Genomic DNA, 16,273 nt, shown 5'->3' with positions numbered 1-16,273 from the left:
AAACTATTTTCATTCTAAAACCTTGTATAATACAGGCTTACTAGGTGATGCATCATTTTCAAAAGGCGCAATTTGAAGGTTTAAAAAATACTCGCCATCCTCAACATGATTTGGTACATAAATTAATTCTGTAATCGTTGCATCTTTTCGAAGTTTGCCATGAATATTCCAAAAGGCTTTATGACCTCTTAACTCTCCTCCATCTTCTTCCCTATCTATACTAGGCAAATCGACTAACAAGTGCTTAATCCCTTTTTTTACTAGGAACTGGATGGCATCTTCTTTAAAATAGGTCCAATTTGTATTAGAATATTGTTGTGATAATTTATCTGTTAAATTAGGCATTGTTCGTATCACAATGGCATCTCTCTTTTTATTACCAAGTGCAAATTGCAGTTGAGCTTTAGAGATTACAGTATCATCTTGAAACTCCTCTGGAGCTACTGTAACAACTTCAGCTAAAAAGAAAAACTGTTTTAAATTTTTATTTATAGAATGTACTTCTTCAGTAATATGTCCTACACATTCGGTATGTGTACCATGAGCATGTGGATTAAAATGTATGTTGCGAAAATTAACAGCAGCACCTTCAGATACACTAATAATATCGTTATCAAACCTAACGGCTTCAATTTTTGGCTCGTCAATATACCATGCGTTCACATTAGATTTTGAAGCTCTCATCGGTATTGAGATATCTAAAGGTTGTTTTAAGTCTATTTGTAATTTCCTAGAATTATACTGAATGGTGGTTAGCATTATAAATTGAGTTTAAATAAATCTGAAGCTATACCGTCACTCAAAAATTTACCTTTTTTTGTAACCAATAGCTTTTCATCATCAATATACAATAATTGTTGATTTATAAAAGGCTTGGCTTGCAGTAAAAGATAATCTTTAAAGTTAGCTCCAAAGTCATTTGCAACTTTTTTAAGAGAGACACCCCAAATGGTTCGTAATCCAGTCATTACATATTCATTGTATTTATCTGTGGTCGTCAAAGTTTCAGTTTCTAAAGGCAATATATCATCTTGAATAGATTTAATATAAATTGAATTATTACTCACATTCCAACTGCGCTCATTTCCGTTAAAAGAATGTGCTGAAGGACCTATTCCTATATATGGTTTACCTTTCCAATAGGCCGAATTATTTTTACTGAAGTAAGTTTTCTTTCCAAAATTTGATAATTCATAGTGTACAAAATCATGATGCTCTAAAGTCTCTACCAAGATATGAAATTGCTCCTGTGCCAAATCATCATCTACCTTATCAATTAGCCCTTTTTTGATGAAATTTTCTAAGGCAGTTTTTGGTTCAACGGTTAAGGCATAACTGGAAATATGTGGGATATTATAACTTAATACTGTTTCAATGTTTTGTTTCCACTGCTCATGTGTTAATCCGGGAATACCATAAATTAAATCGATTGAAATATTATCAAAGTATTGTATTGCTTCTTCTAAGCATGCTTTAGCTTCTTTTCCATTATGCGCGCGATTCATAAGCTTTAAATCGGCTTCAAAAAAGGATTGAATACCAATTGACAGACGGTTTATACCAATAGCTCGATATTGCTTGAATATTGAATGATCAGACATCTCGACTCCGCTCAGTGTGACACTATCATTTTGCACAATAGTATGTATAAGATCATCTGGATTAGCTTCTAGTGTAATTTCTGGAACTTCGGAAACCTTATAATGTTCATAAACCACATCAATGATACATTTTAACTCCTCAATAGTTAATAAAGATGGTGTCCCTCCACCAAAGTAGATGGTGTTTACAGTTGTGTCTTCAAACTCTGTTTTTCGAAGTTGTAATTCTTTAGTTAATGCCTGGATAAGCTCGTCTTTCTTTTTTAAAGATGTAGAAAAGTGAAAATCACAATAATGACAAGCCTGTTTACAAAATGGTATATGAATGTAAATGCCGCTCACTTTTTAACACGATCTTCATTTTGTTTGACAAAGGCGCTCCAGCCAGAATAACTTTTACCAACATCAACGCGGCCTTGATTATAGAAATGACAAACCGCAGCTGCTAAACCATCCATAGAATCTAGGTTTTTGGGTAAAGTTTTTAAATTTAAAAGGCTCTGAAGCATTTTGGCAACTTGTTCTTTACTCGCATTACCGTTTCCAGTAATGGCCATTTTTATTTTTTTAGGCGCATATTCCGTAATGGGAACTTCACGTGATAATCCGGCAGCCATAGCAACACCTTGTGCTCTGCCAAGCTTAAGCATACTTTGTACATTTTTTCCAAAGAAAGGAGCTTCAATTGCAATTTCATCGGGATGATGTGTATCTATAAGTTCTGTAGTACGTTCAAAAATGAGTTTTAATTTAAGGTAATGGTCAGAATATTTTTTGAGATCTAATTCATTAAGCTGAAGAAAGGACATCTTTTTTCCTACTATTTTAATAAGCCCAAATCCCATAATTGTGGTTCCTGGATCAATGCCTAATATGATTTTTTCGCTATTCATTAATCGCAATATTGGCATCCACTAATTGAGAATGTTAGTCCGAAAGATATGGTTAAAAGATTTCCGTTAAATGACCCAAAGCCTTCGGTTACTGGGTCAAAATCCTTTCCAAAGCCTAAAATATAAGAAGTATCCATAAAAGCAGACATGCGTTGCGTAATACCATAATGAATTTCTAATCCAGTCATGAGGTTAAAAAAGGAGGTTTTATTTCCTCCAAAATTACCCAAAGGTTTCACAAAAGAATAGCCTGGCCCAGCATGTGCAACTAGTCCTATTCGCTGTGGCAAAAACGAAATAGATTCGGTAGGGTCATATACGATTTGGGCATTTAATCGTGTGTAATTAGCTTTGAACTCTATCGACGCATCATCACTTGAAAATCGGTTATAGCCAAAATCTAATTTGGCTCCCAATTGAGGTTTAAACATATGCTGAATTCCAAGATTAACCGTTGGGAAATTTACCGACTTAGACTGAAACCCTTCAACAAATCCAGATTGTGACGGACTGTTTACGCCTAAGGCAATTTGGGCTTTCCATTTATTGGTGTCTCTTTGAGCATAAGTATTTACAAAGCATGTTAATGCTAATAATAAAATGCTAAACTTTTGAAGTCTATAATTTGAGGTCATAACAATATATTAGTTATTTTGGGGCATGCATTTTGGCAGCCTTCCTTACAAAACTAAACAATTCTTTTTTGTACTTATTAAATTAAGTATCGTTGTGGGTGCTTTTTATTTTATATATCGGAAATTGGTTACTAATGAAGATTTAGATTTTCATCAATTTTGGTCTTTTTTAAGAGACAACAACACATTTTCTCCAAAAAACATTAGTTTTTTATTCATTTTAAGCATATTCAACTGGTTTTTTGAAATTATAAAATGGAAAGTATTGGTAGCTTATATCAAAACGATTTCATTTAAAAATGCTATGGAGCAAAGTTTAGGCTCTTTAACCGCTTCTCTAATTACACCAAATCGCATTGGAGAATATGGAGCTAAAGCTGTTTATTATAATGCCGCTAAACGTAAACCAATAATGCTCCTTAATTTGTTAGGTAATATAAATCAAATGGGAGTTACAATACTATTTGGCTGTATAGGCCTATGGCTAATGCACTCAAAATATGATCTCAATATTAATTATTACAAGGTATCTCGATTTTTAATACTTATTGTCGTCGTGGGTATTTTTACACTATTTGGTGTGAAGCAGAATAAATTCCGAATAAAGGGATTTTCGATTGAAAAGTTAAAGTCCTTTTTTAAAAACTTGCCGAATAGAATTCACATTTCAGTCTTTTTACTATCGCTATTGCGCTACTTCATATTTTCATTTCAGTTTTACTACTTGCTTGGTCTTTTTGGCATAACTGTGAGTTATTACAATGCTATGATTGTCATCATCTCAATGTATCTATTAGCATCGATAATTCCATCTATTTTTATATTTGATGTCGTTATCAAAGGAAGTGTTGCCGTTTATTTATTTTCTTTGGTTGGAGTTAATGAATTTACTACACTAAGTGTTATTAGTATTATGTGGCTGTTAAATGTTGTAATCCCGAGTGTTTTTGGGAGCTATTATGTGTTAAACTTTAACTATCAAAAAACAGAAAATTAATGCTCATTATTATTTTAATCATAAGTTCGGTATACCTTATTTTAATAGGAAGCCTAGTATTTGGATTTGATAAGATTACCGAGTTTCAGTTAACCGATTCAGCTCCAAAAACACACTTTTCTATTATCATTCCTTTTAGAAATGAAAGTCATAATTTATCAACATTATTGAGTTCTATAGCTCAATTACATTACCCTAAATCACTATTCGAAATCATTTTTGTGAATGATGACTCTACTGATGATTCAGTAAAAAAAATCACATCAGTATTGATTGACACTCATAAACTAAATAATATTTCGATTACAGATAACATTCGCCAAACTAATTCGCCAAAGAAAGATGCTATAACAACGGCAATTTCTCTAGCAAAATATGACTGGATAGTAACCACAGATGCAGATTGCGAATTACCAAAATATTGGTTGGATGTATATGATAGCTATTGCTTAAAAAATAATTGCAATATGTTAGTTGCACCAGTAACATTTAAACTAGCAAATTCTTTTTTTCAACGCTTTCAATTGTTAGATATACTAAGCTTACAAGGGGCTACTATTGGTGGTTTTGGAATTAAAAAACCGTTTTTATGTAATGGTGCTAATCTCGCCTATAAAAAAGAAATTTTTCAAGTCATTAAGGGATATGATGGCAATTCAGATATCGCAAGTGGTGACGATATTTTTCTTTTAGAAAAGGTTCTTATACATAACAAAGACAGTGTTCAATATGTAAAAAACAATCATGCTATTGTATTTACAAATCCTCAACCAAACTTTATAAATTTAAAAGAGCAGCGCGTTCGATGGGCCGCGAAAACCACAAGTTACAACAATGCTTTTGGGAAATTAGTTGGTTTTATAGTGTTACTAATGAATGCGCTTTTAATTTGTTTGCCATTGCTTTATGTACTTCACATTATCAATTCAAAAACTTTAATATATACTTTCGCTATAAAGTTTTTAATCGATTTTTTGCTTTTGTTTAAAAGCTCTCGTTTTTTTAATCAAGACCAATATCTTCCATCATTTTTGTTTTCTAGTTTTATATATCCACTTTTTAGTGTTTATATTGCTTTTATTGCAATGTTCAAGGGCTATAAATGGAAAGGAAGAGTGTATAACAAATAGGCTTTTCATTTATTTTTGTTAGATTTACCTAAACTGAAACCCATATCGTAATGCGAAAAATTATCTGTTTATTTTGTCTTTTGTTAAGTTGTTCTTTTTTAGAAGCACAAGACACCTACGTTATTAATGGTGAGGCTCTTCAACTTAAAAAAGAAGTTGATGGAAAACTTGATTTGTTTTGGAATATTATTGACGGCAAGTATCGCTATTTTGTAAAAGCAGAAACTAGCCCAATTATGGAACTTACTAACACAAAAAAAGATGGCAAGTATCAGGAAGAATATAAAGATTTATTGAATGAATTAACTAATGGCTCTCTATCTACCAAACGTCTAAACTTAACGCTTTTTAGCTTGAAAGAATTTATAGACAGTTATAATAGTTCTATTGATAGTAATTATGTATCTGTCGCTAAACGCAATAAATTATTGTTCAGAGCTGGTGTCTTTGGAGGACTTACTAATAGTCCGTTTATTACAAATCCGGATAATTTAACGACACCATTTTTTGGTGGCGAGCTTGAAGTATTGGATGTCGATCAAATATCAAGACACGCTGCTTTTTTGCAACTCAAACATGTCGTTGAACAAGATGAATTACAATATTCTACAACCGAAATTGCTTTAGGGTATCGTTTTCGAGTTATCAATCAAGCTAAGTTTAGTCTCTACGGAAACATGAAATTTGCTACGCTCAACTTTTCTAATGCTATAGTAGTTACAGATAATAATGGTACAATAACCACAGAAGAATTTAACGAAACTGCTTTTGACGTGCCATTTATTTTTGGTGTAGGTGCAGATATTAGAGTCTCAGAAAATAGTTTTATAACACTTGCCTACAACGAACTATTTGCTTTACTTCTTGATAATCAAGGTAATTTTTCAACCGATTTTTCGATAGGTTACAAGTTTAATTTATAATGAGATTATCAAATTATAAAACTAATAATCCAGTATTTTCAGGCTATTTTTGGAACGGTTCAAAATCATCTGCAAAACGAATGACCGTTACTGGCATTTTTATAAAATCTTTGGGATGTATTTTGGTCATTGCAGGAATCACTGCTTATTTATGGAAACTCAATGAAGAAGGCATGTCACTCAAATGGTTTACATTAGGTGGAATGCTTGCTGCAATTATTATTAGTGTTGTAATTTCCGTTAGGCATCATTGGGCTCCTTTTTTAGTGCCATTATACACCATTGCCAAAGGACTTTTTCTCGGTGGATTTTCAGCCTTTGCCCATAGAAATTATCCCGAATTACCATATCAAGCCATTGGTGTAACCATTGTGACTTTTTTCGTAATGCTACTTCTCTATCAAACTCGAATAATCATCGTTACAAAAAAGCTTCGTAGTGTTATTATCACATCTGCAGTAAGTATATTTGTGGTATATATAATATCATGGATTTTAGGTTTTTTCGGAATCAAAACTTATATATGGGGAACGTCATGGTTTGCAATTATTTTTAATTGTATTGCTGCTATAGTAGCGTCGTTTTCTCTTTTACTCGACTTTGATTATATAGAACGATTTAAAAATCGCGCACCGAAATGGAAAGAATGGCTGGCTACTTGGGGCCTTTTAGCTACACTCATTTGGTTATATGTAGAAACACTACGGTTAATGCAAAAATTAGCGATTCGGTTTTAACTTCGACTGACCGGTTTCGATTACCACAATCACCAACCTTATTCAATTTTGATAATTACTGGCAGGACAAATTCTGTTTTTACTTGCTGACTTCGTTTTATTGCTGGGTAAATTTTAGGCAAAGACGATAAACTATGTCGCAATAAACTATCTATTTGAGGAATTACAGCTTTAGTTTTTTCTTTGCTTACAATATCATTTATAGAAAATTGACCTTGATTATCAATTGAGATTTTAAGCTTAATAGTATCATTAATTTCTTCTGAAACCACAATTTGGTGTTGGGCAAGATTTTCATTTAAAATGCCGCGTAAGGTGTTTTCAAAACAGATTTTTTTGTTCTCTTTTCCACTAGTAGATTCGCAGGATTTAAAGGATGGATATTCATCGACATCTTTCCAATTAAAAGTTTGTAGTTCTTCTTCAAGAATATCCTCTGAATAGACTTTTTGCTTATCGAAATAATCGCAAGAACTTACAAAAACAAAAACAATGAAAAGATAAAAGCGGTTCATTAGGCTATAACTGATACCGAAAAGTACAATTTTTTTAAATATAAAAAGCCTTTAGTCTTGTGCCTTTAAAAATTTCTCCTCTTTTAATTCTGAAATACGTCCTTTAGCAAAGCGTGCATAAAAACTCTCAGGATACTTTTTGATAAAATCTTCATAGAGTGTAATCTTAGTATCTATATCTGCATAATATTTGTCTTTGGTAGAAATAATAAAAAATTCAGATCTCATATTATCTGGCTTCTCTTTTAAAGACTTCTGAAACATCTTAATGGCCTGATCGTGTTTATTTTGCATGTTTAAAATCACTCCTAATTTTTGATATTCTTCATCAAGTGGAACATCCTTCATGGTGATAGCTTGTTTGACATATTTTTCTGCATTAACATAATCTCTTAACTGCTGATAATACAAGCCAATCATATACACGCTATTACTATCATAAGGATTATATTTTAAAACTAAATTACGTTGTTCAATAGCAAGTTCATAATCATAATTATCTGCATGACAAATGCTTAATTTTTCATGAATAAATTCTGATGATTCACCCAAATCTATTAACTTTTGAAACCAATCTCGAGCCTTAGTATAATACTCTTGCAAAAAGAAACTTTGAGCTTTCAAGCTTATCAATTCTACATTATTAGGGTAGCTTTCAAGGCCTTTATCTATATATTTTTCAGCTTGAGCATGTAAACGTTTTTTCAAAAAATGTTTTGCAATTTTATAAATCGCTTTCTGATGAGTTTGATCTAAATCATATGCAGACCTGAACCTATTAATTGCTGTAGAATCTTTCATCCGCTCCATAGCCAAGCCCATTTCATAATGATAATTAGGGTTGCGATAGTCAATATTCATTAAATTATTAAACGCCTCGATAGATGCTTCAAATTTTTTAGTCTTAGACAGTAACTTCGCATAATCATAAAGTACCAAAGCATCTTTAGGGTGCGCAGTAACACTTAGCTTATAATAGTTTAAAGCCAAGTCATAATTACCTATCGCCACGTAGGCTTTTGCAATTTTGGCATAGACTTCGGTTTGCTCTTCTAATGTTTTATAGGTGTTGATAGCTTTAGTATAATTACCATTGACATATAAGCTATCTGCCTGATTTAAAACCGAAAATTGGGCCTCAGTTTTATTTACAAAGCATAAGACTATTAGTACACTAAGTATTCGCATTTAGTTTTTCTTGTCGTTATTTGATGGATTTGCAATTTGAAAGATTATTGGCAACGAATAATTAACAATAACAGGTTTACCATTCATTTCACCTGGTGAAAACTCAGGAAGGCTATTAATAACTCTTAAAGCTTCTTTTTCCAAATCAGGATGTGGTGCTCTAGCTCTGGCTCCAGTAACATGCCCTTCTTTATCAACTTTAAAAAGCACATTAATACGTTGCCTACCTTCTAATCCTAATTTGGTAGCCAAATCGATATTAAAACTCTTATTCACATACATAGAAATAAACTTACTAAAACACGCTTTTGACTCTTTCTCTGTTGTCATATTATTACAGGTTTCTGTTCCAGGAGCTCTATCTAAAGCCATAAATGGTACTTCATCTGCATTTTTAAACTTCTCCTTGAGTTCTTGTACTCGTTCAGTACTTAGAGGATTAGATGTTTTTTTGCTATCAGTTTTTCCTTGTACTTGGAATACAATAGGTAAACTATATGGTACAACTACTGCTTTCCCTTTATGTTTACCTGGTACAAATTGAGGCAAGGATTCTACGACTCTTTTTGCTTCTAATTCTAATTTCGGGTGAGGTGCTCTTGCTCTTACACCTGTAACATACCCTTGTTTATCAATTTTAAAGGCTACCATGATACGTTGTTTACCTGTTAGACTCAGACTATCGGCAATACTCGTATTGAAATGTTTATTGACATGCTTAGAAATTTGCTCACTAACACATTTCTTACGATCTACATTAATTTGGAGACCTTCACACGATTTATAAACCGGAACTTGATCAACCACAGCAAATGGCACTTCAACTTTTTCTAAGACACTTGTTTCAGTGGTTACCTCAACTTTATCATTCTTCTTTTTAAATATTGAACATGAAGTATACACTAACATTCCTAATAATAATGGTACAATAATTAAGTACTTTGATAGGTTAATTTTTTGTGATCTTGATTTACTCAGCATAACGATTCTTTTTTTGATTAATGATTGTTTAAAAAACGGATTTACAAATGAAAACTGTTGCGTATCAAAAACTTGTGATAATAAATTATCATAGTATTTTGAGGTATCATGATATTTAATTGCTTTTGCATCTGCGATATATTCATGTAGGGTTGCAATTCTGTTTTGATATAGATAAACTAACGGATTGAACCAAAATACAATTCGAAGCATTTCAAAAAGCAACAAATCTAAGCTGTGCTTTTGTTGTACATGAACCATTTCATGTTTTAAAATCGATTCTTTTTCATTTGCTTTGAGTTGTTCTCCCAAAAACACATAATTGAAAAATGAAAATGCTTTAGTGCTATTATTTAGTGTAACAATGTGCACATTAGCATTCCACTGCTTTTTAGATTTAGAGACTAACAATAGTAATTTGGAAATTTTAAGAACGAGCATTGTCAATGCAATACATACGCCTAAAAAGAATATTATAGTCCAGATTGAAATAGAATCCTCACCTAGAAAAACTGCCGGTTGCATTATACTATCCAAACTCAAAGTATTACCACTTTCCGAAGTACTTCCAATGAAAACTTCAGGAAGCGTTATACCTAAATCTAATGTCACAACCTGTTCAAACCATTCAATTTTTATAAAAGGTATTATAAATGAAACTATAGCTGTACCTAATAGATAGACTCTATTTAAATTAAAGAACGTTTCTTTTCGAAATAAAACGTCATAAATCACTAAAAATAATAATTGAAATGCTATGACTTGTATGATATAATGTTCCATAACTACTCTTTCGTTTTGTTAATATCCTTCATAATGGCTTCCATATCTTTTAAATCGACATCATTTTTCTTAACAAAAAATGACACCATACTTTTAAAAGATCCTTGAAAGTAATTATCTACCAAGTTATTTATAGATTGATTACTATAATCTTGCTTTTTAACAAGAGGAAAATAGAGATGACCTTTCCCTTGTTTTTCATAATCTACAAACCCTTTATTTTCTAGTATTCTTACAATCGTAGAGACTGTATTATATGCTGGTTTAGGCTCTGGAAGTACGTCAATAATCTCTTTGACATTAGCCTTTTCTAGTTGCCATAAAATCTGCATGATTTCTTCTTCGGCTTTTGTGAGTTGTTTCATTTCTTCCTACTTATTGTTTTAATATTGTTAGAGGTGCATTCACAAACTCACTAATACAACCAAATATTAAACTTTGAGTCTGTGAATGATTCACCTGTTTTTTTAGTACTATTCAGTTCCTAACCAGAACATTAAATTTCTAATAAAATCAATATTGTTTGGTGCATCATCAGAATTAAATCCTATTGAAAATGTACCATCATTATTTGTAACTTGTTGAGCTGTAAATTGAGCTGCTTCTCCAAAAACTGATAATTTTCCTTTACCAAAATCCATGATAGCACCTTGATAACTATCTGTTAAATCTTTAGCTTGAGTTTGGTCATCAAATTGCCAAGCAATCTGTGGCTGTAAGCACTCATCTCCTTTTAAGAACTTTAAAATTCCAATAGCATTTGGCGGTATTTGAAAAGAAGACCCTGTAAATGTGGTTATACTTTGTATTGAGTTTCCTATTGAACCGTTAGTTAATTGGGAAGGAATAAGTCGCTTATTCTCTTCGGAAAAAATATCTGGTTGATTGCCTTCTTTAGTCAATTGTGCAAATCCGTCACAAAAGTCAAAACCGAATGCATTAGCCAAACTATTCGTAGCTCCAGAAAATGGCATGTGATCAGCAATAATTAAAAGCCTACCTCCTTGAGTAACCCAAGTCTTCAAACGCTTAATTTCTTCGGCTTTAAAGGCATCATAAATAGGCTGTTGCCAATTACCGATGTTTTTAGAATTCAAGGCATTAGAAATAACGAGTATATCTGTTGTATTTAAATTTTCATAATCCTTTAAGGACTTAACACGATACCCATCTTTTTCCAAAAGTGAGCAAAACGGTTTAAATCGACCAGCCTTAGTATGAAAGTTATGATGCAATTCGTCAATATAGACAGTTGGTCCATTACCCAATTTAAAGTTTGGATTTTTAATTTCTGGCACTAAACTTATGGTATCTGCTACTTGTTGAGAAAAACAGGCAAAAGAAATCCACAAAATACAACTACAGCATATGTGTTTAATATAAGACGAGAACATAAAATTATATTTTAAGCAATCAAATATAACTAAAAGTTTAGTTTAAACTAAATTTTTAGTTTAAAAATGTAACAATCTTACTATTTTTTCGTCTTACTAATAGAATTTTAATTTTATTTAATGGACATATTTTTAGTCGTATTAGCTGCATTTTTTATGGTGTTAGGCATCATAGGTAGCTTTCTTCCTGTTTTACCAGGACCTTTAACCAGTTGGGTAGGGTTACTCATTTTCCATTTGGCAGATGTTGTACCAATGAACTGGACATTTTTAATCATCACATTTATTTTTGCCTTAGCTATTTGGATACTAGATTATATTATCCCAGCTATGGGTACCAAACGCTTTGGAGGCACAAAAGCAGGAATGATAGGTACCTCTGTTGGACTTATAATTGGTTTACTCTCTCCTATTCCAGGTGGTATCATTATTGGTCCGTTTTTAGGAGCTCTTATTGGAGAACTTATCAATAAAAGTGAATTTGACAAAGCACTTAAAGCTGCATTTGGATCTTTTTTAGGATTTATTGCATCAACTTTTATCAAGTTTTTTGTCGCTGTAATATTTCTAGGTTTCTTTATCGTGAAGTTTTTTGAATACAAACAAGTATTATTCTAAATCAAGTTTAAAAACAATACAACAAAGAAAAACCTAAAGCCTGTTGAGGAGCTTTAGGTTTCAATTCTTTGCTATTAATTCAACAAATTACTTAGAGGGATTAATTAATTTTGTTGACACTTCAAATATATTTATTGTTAATAACTTTTTGTTACGGAAAAACCGTAGACTTGATGCGGAAAAACCGTAGTTTCCATAAACTACAAGGGTTACAGCTTGTTACATAAATGAAAAAAAACGCAATTTTAACAGTATTTTTTTAGAGAAAGCCTTTTTTTCTAGCTTCACTTATCAACGATTCATCTTTTCCGTCGGAAATAGAGAATAAAATTTTAAGCTGTTTTTTTCGTTTTTCTATTGCACTCATAGACAAATCGATATACTCTGTAAGACTTCTAGTCTTAATCCCTTGAGATAATAAATGAAGAATTTTGCGATTAATTTCATCTACATAGATTTCATTAATCACCGATTTGTTTAAAAAGTTACTTACAGTACTACTATAGTATGGAGGATCGATTAAAATATGATGAAAAGCTTCGGCCAACTCACTAGATGTTAAATCACTTTTAATTAAAAATCCATCAGGATTTATTTCTTTTACAATACTATGAATTCTATACGACTCATTAAACATTGTTAAAATAATGACTTTAGCATCAGGTAAAATATTACGTGAAATCTTGGCTAAATCTTCCCCAGAAGTAATTTTCCCATCGGAAGAAGCAGGCAAACTAATATCAAAAAAACAAACATCGTAAGGTATGCCATTAGCAGCTTTCTGCATTAATAAATTGGCAGCATCACACGTATTAGCAGTATCAATAACTAAGGTTTGGTTATCCTTCTTAGTAGCCATTAATGTATTTTGATAGCCTTCGATAATGATTGGATGATCATCAACCATTAAAATTCGAATTTCTTGCATGATATTAATTTTTATAAGGTATAGCAATGCTAACCTCTGTCCCTTCTTTTAGTGTAGAGTTAAATATGGCCTCACCATGAACTTCATTAACTCTAGAATTTATGTTTTTAAGGCCAATTCCTTTTTTACTTTTATTGACATCAAACCCGTCTCCATCATCAATTATCAACAAGCAAATTACATTATTTTTTAGTTGAATACTAATTTTTACGCTGTTTGCATTAGCATGTTTGTAAATATTTTGAAGTGATTCTTGTATAATCCTGTAAATGTTGATTTTAGTTTTATTAGGTACACCTTCCCAATTAATATCATCAGTATAATCAAAAGACGATTTAAGCTGATATGCCTTAGTTTGTTTTTCAATAAGTTCAGAAACAATATCCATAAAACCAGAACCTGAGACAAAATCGGTATTTAAATCGTGAGAAATCTTGCGAATATCATTCTCAATCGTCATGAGTTCTTTGATGTATGATGATCTACTTTGCATAGCTTCTTTTCCTTCTGAAAAGTTTAAGCTATCCAAACTGAGTCGTGTCCCAAATAATCGTCCTAAAACACCATCGTGAAGTTCTTCGGAAATTCGTTTTTTCTCATTCGCTCTAGCCTCATCAACTTTATCTTGCTGAGATAACATGAGGTTATAAATTTCTTCATTAGCTTTTTGTTGATCTTGCTCAAATTGTAATTCTTTATTTCTGGCACGTTGCGTGATAATGATATAAAGAAAAAATAAAGTCACCAATAACGCCGCAGAGATGATGAGTAGCCACATTTTTTGTTGTGAAATACGCTCATTCTCTGCTTCTAATTCATCCGTTTCTAGCTGGATACGAGCAAATTTATTTCTTACATTACGTTCAATAGTTAATAAACTATCTTTTAATTTTATATGTTCTTTTAGATAAGCCTTCCCCTCTTCACCTTGTTTTAATTCTGATAATAGTATTAACGACTCTAATAGCAAATCGTTCATTTCTATCTCTCTTGAAATATTATAAGTTTCTTTTGCAAATTTTATAGCTTCATTTTTATCACCTAACTGTTGATAAAATTTAGACATACTAACTGTAACACCAACTTTAGTTACTGGGTCATCTAAACTATCACATATTTTATAGGCTCTTTCGAAAAAATGTTCGATTTTATTAATATCCTTATCATCATTAATAAATCGTGTATAGGCCAAATTTTCTAATATTAATGCATAAAAAGTTGGATCCTCTTCAAATAAATTTTTCTTATTTAGCATATTCTCCCATAGAGAAATGGAAGTGCTTAAATCTCCTATTTCCCTGTATACTAAAGCCTGATTATTAATAGAATATAGCTTATTGTACACTCCATCTTTCATTTCATTACCAATATTAACAGCTTTTTTATGGTAATCTAAAGACTTGTCATAATTTTTCAAATCAAATGAATTAAGTCCTATCAGGTTGTAAAGAATCCATAAATCATCTAGAACATCTTCGCTTCTAGGAAGTTTCTTTAAGACCTCTATTGCTTTGATGGCATTGTCCTCTGAACCAATAAAATCATTCTCAATTTGCTGTATTGTGGCAATATTAATTAGTACTGACGATAATTTCCGCTCAGCCTGTATTTTATCATAAATTTCGACAGCATTAGAATAGTAGTAATATGCGCTATCATTTTGTTGTTGTGCATGATGATAATAACCTAAATTATAATTCACACTTGCGATTGATAGCGAATCGCTTATTTTTTTTGCTAATTCTAAGTTATCAAGATTCAGATTCCTATACGTTTTGAAATCATTTGTCATCATATAGAAAAATGACAAATTTTTATTACTCATCAAAATGGTAGAATCTACACCTAAGACATTTGAAAGCTCACTTGCTTTCTGAGCATATAAAAAACGTTCATGCAGAGAAAGGTTTGTATTTGCCGAATATTCTCTAAGTTTAATAATACTATCAATAGTTGTTGTTCGAGAATTATTCTGAGCAGTAATTAAAAAGCAACTGCAAAAGGTAAAAAAACAAACAAGTATAACTCTCAAAATAAAAATAGATTAACAATATAAAATCAAATTTAGAATAATTTATTTTATCTATTGGAATATCTATTTATTAAAACAAGAAAACCTCTATTCTATTAAGAATAAAGGCATCTAGTATTATTTCTAATCTAGTATTATTTCTGTTAGTGTCTTATCCGTTTTGAGTTGGCACTTTCAACTTTGCTTTTTTGTGAGCAATAAGGTTAACATCTGTCGAATTAGGGTCTTTTTTATCTGTTTTTACAGCATCGCTGCTTAATCCAGAAACAGTTAACATCAATACAGCCAATAGTAGGAACGTAATTTTTAGAGCTTTCATAATTTAATCAATTTTAGGGATTTATAGTTTCAATTTTAATTTGTTAATCATAAAACAGCATCAAAAAATGCCAATCGAGGGAAGAATGGATTATTAACGTTTTGGCATAACTATGCCTATAAAAATTGAGGGAAATCTAAATACCAAAACGGTATTTACATCTAAAATGGATTAATAAAATTCCTTGATAAGTGATTTTAGGGGCTCAAGAAGGACTTCAAACATACTACAATTTATGCGATAAACAAAAAAATATACGATTAAATGTGTTTTTTTATCGTTGAAATGCATTTATTATCATCTTTGTTCATTACCTGTTGATAAGTATGATAGATTTAACTTCTTCAAATAGTTATAAAACAAAAAAGCATCCCGATTTTCAATTAAGAAAAAAGGAAAGCTTCTCATCGGTAAGATCTCAAATAGTATTGAGCGTCTTACAACTCTCAGGTTTCCCTGAGAACAACACAACTATCGTCGTTGCAAAAAAAAGCTCCAATCTCTTGAAGCTCTTTGCAATTTTGCGGTCTGGACGGGACTCGAACCCGCGACCTTCGCCGTGACAGGGCGACATTCTAACCAACTGAACTACCAGACCG

The 16,273-nt window shown here is 31.6% G+C and carries 17 protein-coding genes and 1 tRNA gene; 5 read left to right on the top strand and 13 right to left on the bottom strand.

Annotated elements, in window-relative coordinates:
* Positions 1-9 precede the first annotated feature (9 nt).
* Genes ACTU6T_RS08170 through ACTU6T_RS08155 form a run of 4 tightly spaced genes read right to left on the bottom strand, consistent with a single transcriptional unit; the run spans position 10 to position 3,129 of the window.
* Positions 10-759, bottom strand: coding sequence for a cyclase family protein (locus ACTU6T_RS08170; RefSeq protein WP_460217718.1), 750 nt, complete (start codon positions 757-759; stop codon positions 10-12).
* Positions 759-1,943, bottom strand: coding sequence for a radical SAM family heme chaperone HemW (gene hemW / locus ACTU6T_RS08165; protein ID WP_460217717.1), 1,185 nt, complete (start codon positions 1,941-1,943; stop codon positions 759-761). Before hemW ends, ACTU6T_RS08170 begins: the two co-directional genes overlap by 1 nt.
* A complete protein-coding gene (gene ruvC, locus ACTU6T_RS08160; RefSeq protein WP_460217716.1) occupies positions 1,940-2,494 on the bottom strand; it encodes a crossover junction endodeoxyribonuclease RuvC in 555 nt (184 codons plus the stop codon). Before ruvC ends, hemW begins: the two co-directional genes overlap by 4 nt.
* On the bottom strand, positions 2,494-3,129 hold the full coding sequence (locus ACTU6T_RS08155; protein ID WP_460217715.1) for an outer membrane beta-barrel protein: 636 nt from the start codon (positions 3,127-3,129) through the stop codon (positions 2,494-2,496). Before ACTU6T_RS08155 ends, ruvC begins: the two co-directional genes overlap by 1 nt.
* Positions 3,130-3,154: 25 nt before the next feature.
* Between ACTU6T_RS08155 and ACTU6T_RS08150 the strand changes: the two genes are divergently transcribed.
* Genes ACTU6T_RS08150 through ACTU6T_RS08135 form a run of 4 tightly spaced genes read left to right on the top strand, consistent with a single transcriptional unit; the run spans position 3,155 to position 6,916 of the window.
* Entirely contained in the window at positions 3,155-4,126 is a 972-nt protein-coding gene (locus ACTU6T_RS08150) for a lysylphosphatidylglycerol synthase domain-containing protein (protein WP_460217714.1), read from the top strand.
* Positions 4,126-5,256 (top strand): glycosyltransferase, encoded by a 1,131-nt coding sequence (locus ACTU6T_RS08145; RefSeq protein WP_460217713.1) that lies wholly within the window; start codon positions 4,126-4,128, stop codon positions 5,254-5,256. Before ACTU6T_RS08150 ends, ACTU6T_RS08145 begins: the two co-directional genes overlap by 1 nt.
* 50 nt (positions 5,257-5,306) lie before the next feature.
* Positions 5,307-6,179 carry a hypothetical protein gene (locus ACTU6T_RS08140; protein ID WP_460217712.1) on the top strand — a complete coding sequence of 291 codons (873 nt, stop codon included), beginning with the start codon at positions 5,307-5,309 and terminating at the stop codon, positions 6,177-6,179.
* Positions 6,179-6,916 carry a Bax inhibitor-1/YccA family protein gene (locus tag ACTU6T_RS08135; RefSeq protein ID WP_460217711.1) on the top strand — a complete coding sequence of 246 codons (738 nt, stop codon included), beginning with the start codon at positions 6,179-6,181 and terminating at the stop codon, positions 6,914-6,916. The genes ACTU6T_RS08140 and ACTU6T_RS08135 overlap by 1 nt, the downstream gene beginning before the upstream one ends.
* A 38-nt stretch (positions 6,917-6,954) precedes the next feature.
* Here ACTU6T_RS08135 and ACTU6T_RS08130 read toward each other — a convergent pair whose 3' ends face one another.
* The 5 genes from ACTU6T_RS08130 to ACTU6T_RS08110 all read right to left on the bottom strand — a co-directional run bounded on the left by ACTU6T_RS08130 (position 6,955) and on the right by ACTU6T_RS08110 (position 11,777).
* Positions 6,955-7,431: a hypothetical protein gene (locus ACTU6T_RS08130; protein WP_460217710.1), complete on the bottom strand. Its 477-nt coding sequence runs from the start codon at positions 7,429-7,431 to the stop codon at positions 6,955-6,957.
* A gap of 51 nt (positions 7,432-7,482) precedes the next feature.
* Positions 7,483-8,619, bottom strand: a complete 1,137-nt coding sequence (locus ACTU6T_RS08125; protein WP_460217709.1) for a tetratricopeptide repeat protein — start codon at positions 8,617-8,619, stop codon at positions 7,483-7,485.
* Positions 8,620-10,383 carry an energy transducer TonB gene (locus tag ACTU6T_RS08120; protein WP_460217708.1) on the bottom strand — a complete coding sequence of 588 codons (1,764 nt, stop codon included), beginning with the start codon at positions 10,381-10,383 and terminating at the stop codon, positions 8,620-8,622.
* Between the two features lie 2 nt (positions 10,384-10,385).
* Complete coding sequence (locus ACTU6T_RS08115; RefSeq protein ID WP_460217707.1) at positions 10,386-10,748, bottom strand: BlaI/MecI/CopY family transcriptional regulator; 363 nt, start codon at positions 10,746-10,748, stop codon at positions 10,386-10,388.
* Positions 10,749-10,856: 108 nt separating this feature from the next.
* Positions 10,857-11,777 carry a hypothetical protein gene (locus ACTU6T_RS08110; protein ID WP_460217706.1) on the bottom strand — a complete coding sequence of 307 codons (921 nt, stop codon included), beginning with the start codon at positions 11,775-11,777 and terminating at the stop codon, positions 10,857-10,859.
* A gap of 120 nt (positions 11,778-11,897) precedes the next feature.
* Between ACTU6T_RS08110 and ACTU6T_RS08105 the strand changes: the two genes are divergently transcribed.
* Positions 11,898-12,395 carry a DUF456 domain-containing protein gene (locus tag ACTU6T_RS08105; protein WP_460217705.1) on the top strand — a complete coding sequence of 166 codons (498 nt, stop codon included), beginning with the start codon at positions 11,898-11,900 and terminating at the stop codon, positions 12,393-12,395.
* Between the two features lie 259 nt (positions 12,396-12,654).
* Here the strand turns inward: ACTU6T_RS08105 and ACTU6T_RS08100 are convergent, their stop codons facing one another.
* The 4 genes from ACTU6T_RS08100 to ACTU6T_RS08085 all read right to left on the bottom strand — a co-directional run bounded on the left by ACTU6T_RS08100 (position 12,655) and on the right by ACTU6T_RS08085 (position 16,272).
* Complete coding sequence (locus tag ACTU6T_RS08100) at positions 12,655-13,323, bottom strand: response regulator (protein ID WP_460217704.1); 669 nt, start codon at positions 13,321-13,323, stop codon at positions 12,655-12,657.
* 4 nt (positions 13,324-13,327) lie between these two features.
* Entirely contained in the window at positions 13,328-15,355 is a 2,028-nt protein-coding gene (locus tag ACTU6T_RS08095) for a tetratricopeptide repeat-containing sensor histidine kinase (protein WP_460217703.1), read from the bottom strand.
* 151 nt (positions 15,356-15,506) lie between these two features.
* On the bottom strand, positions 15,507-15,674 hold the full coding sequence (locus tag ACTU6T_RS08090; RefSeq protein ID WP_460217702.1) for a hypothetical protein: 168 nt from the start codon (positions 15,672-15,674) through the stop codon (positions 15,507-15,509).
* 524 nt (positions 15,675-16,198) lie between these two features.
* Positions 16,199-16,272 (bottom strand) — tRNA-Asp (locus tag ACTU6T_RS08085).
* Position 16,273 lies beyond the last annotated feature (1 nt).

This window comes from Psychroserpens citreus (assembly GCF_055686305.1).
The sequence above is the reverse complement of the archived record's forward strand: the minus strand, read 5'-3'. Positions and strand labels throughout refer to the sequence as shown.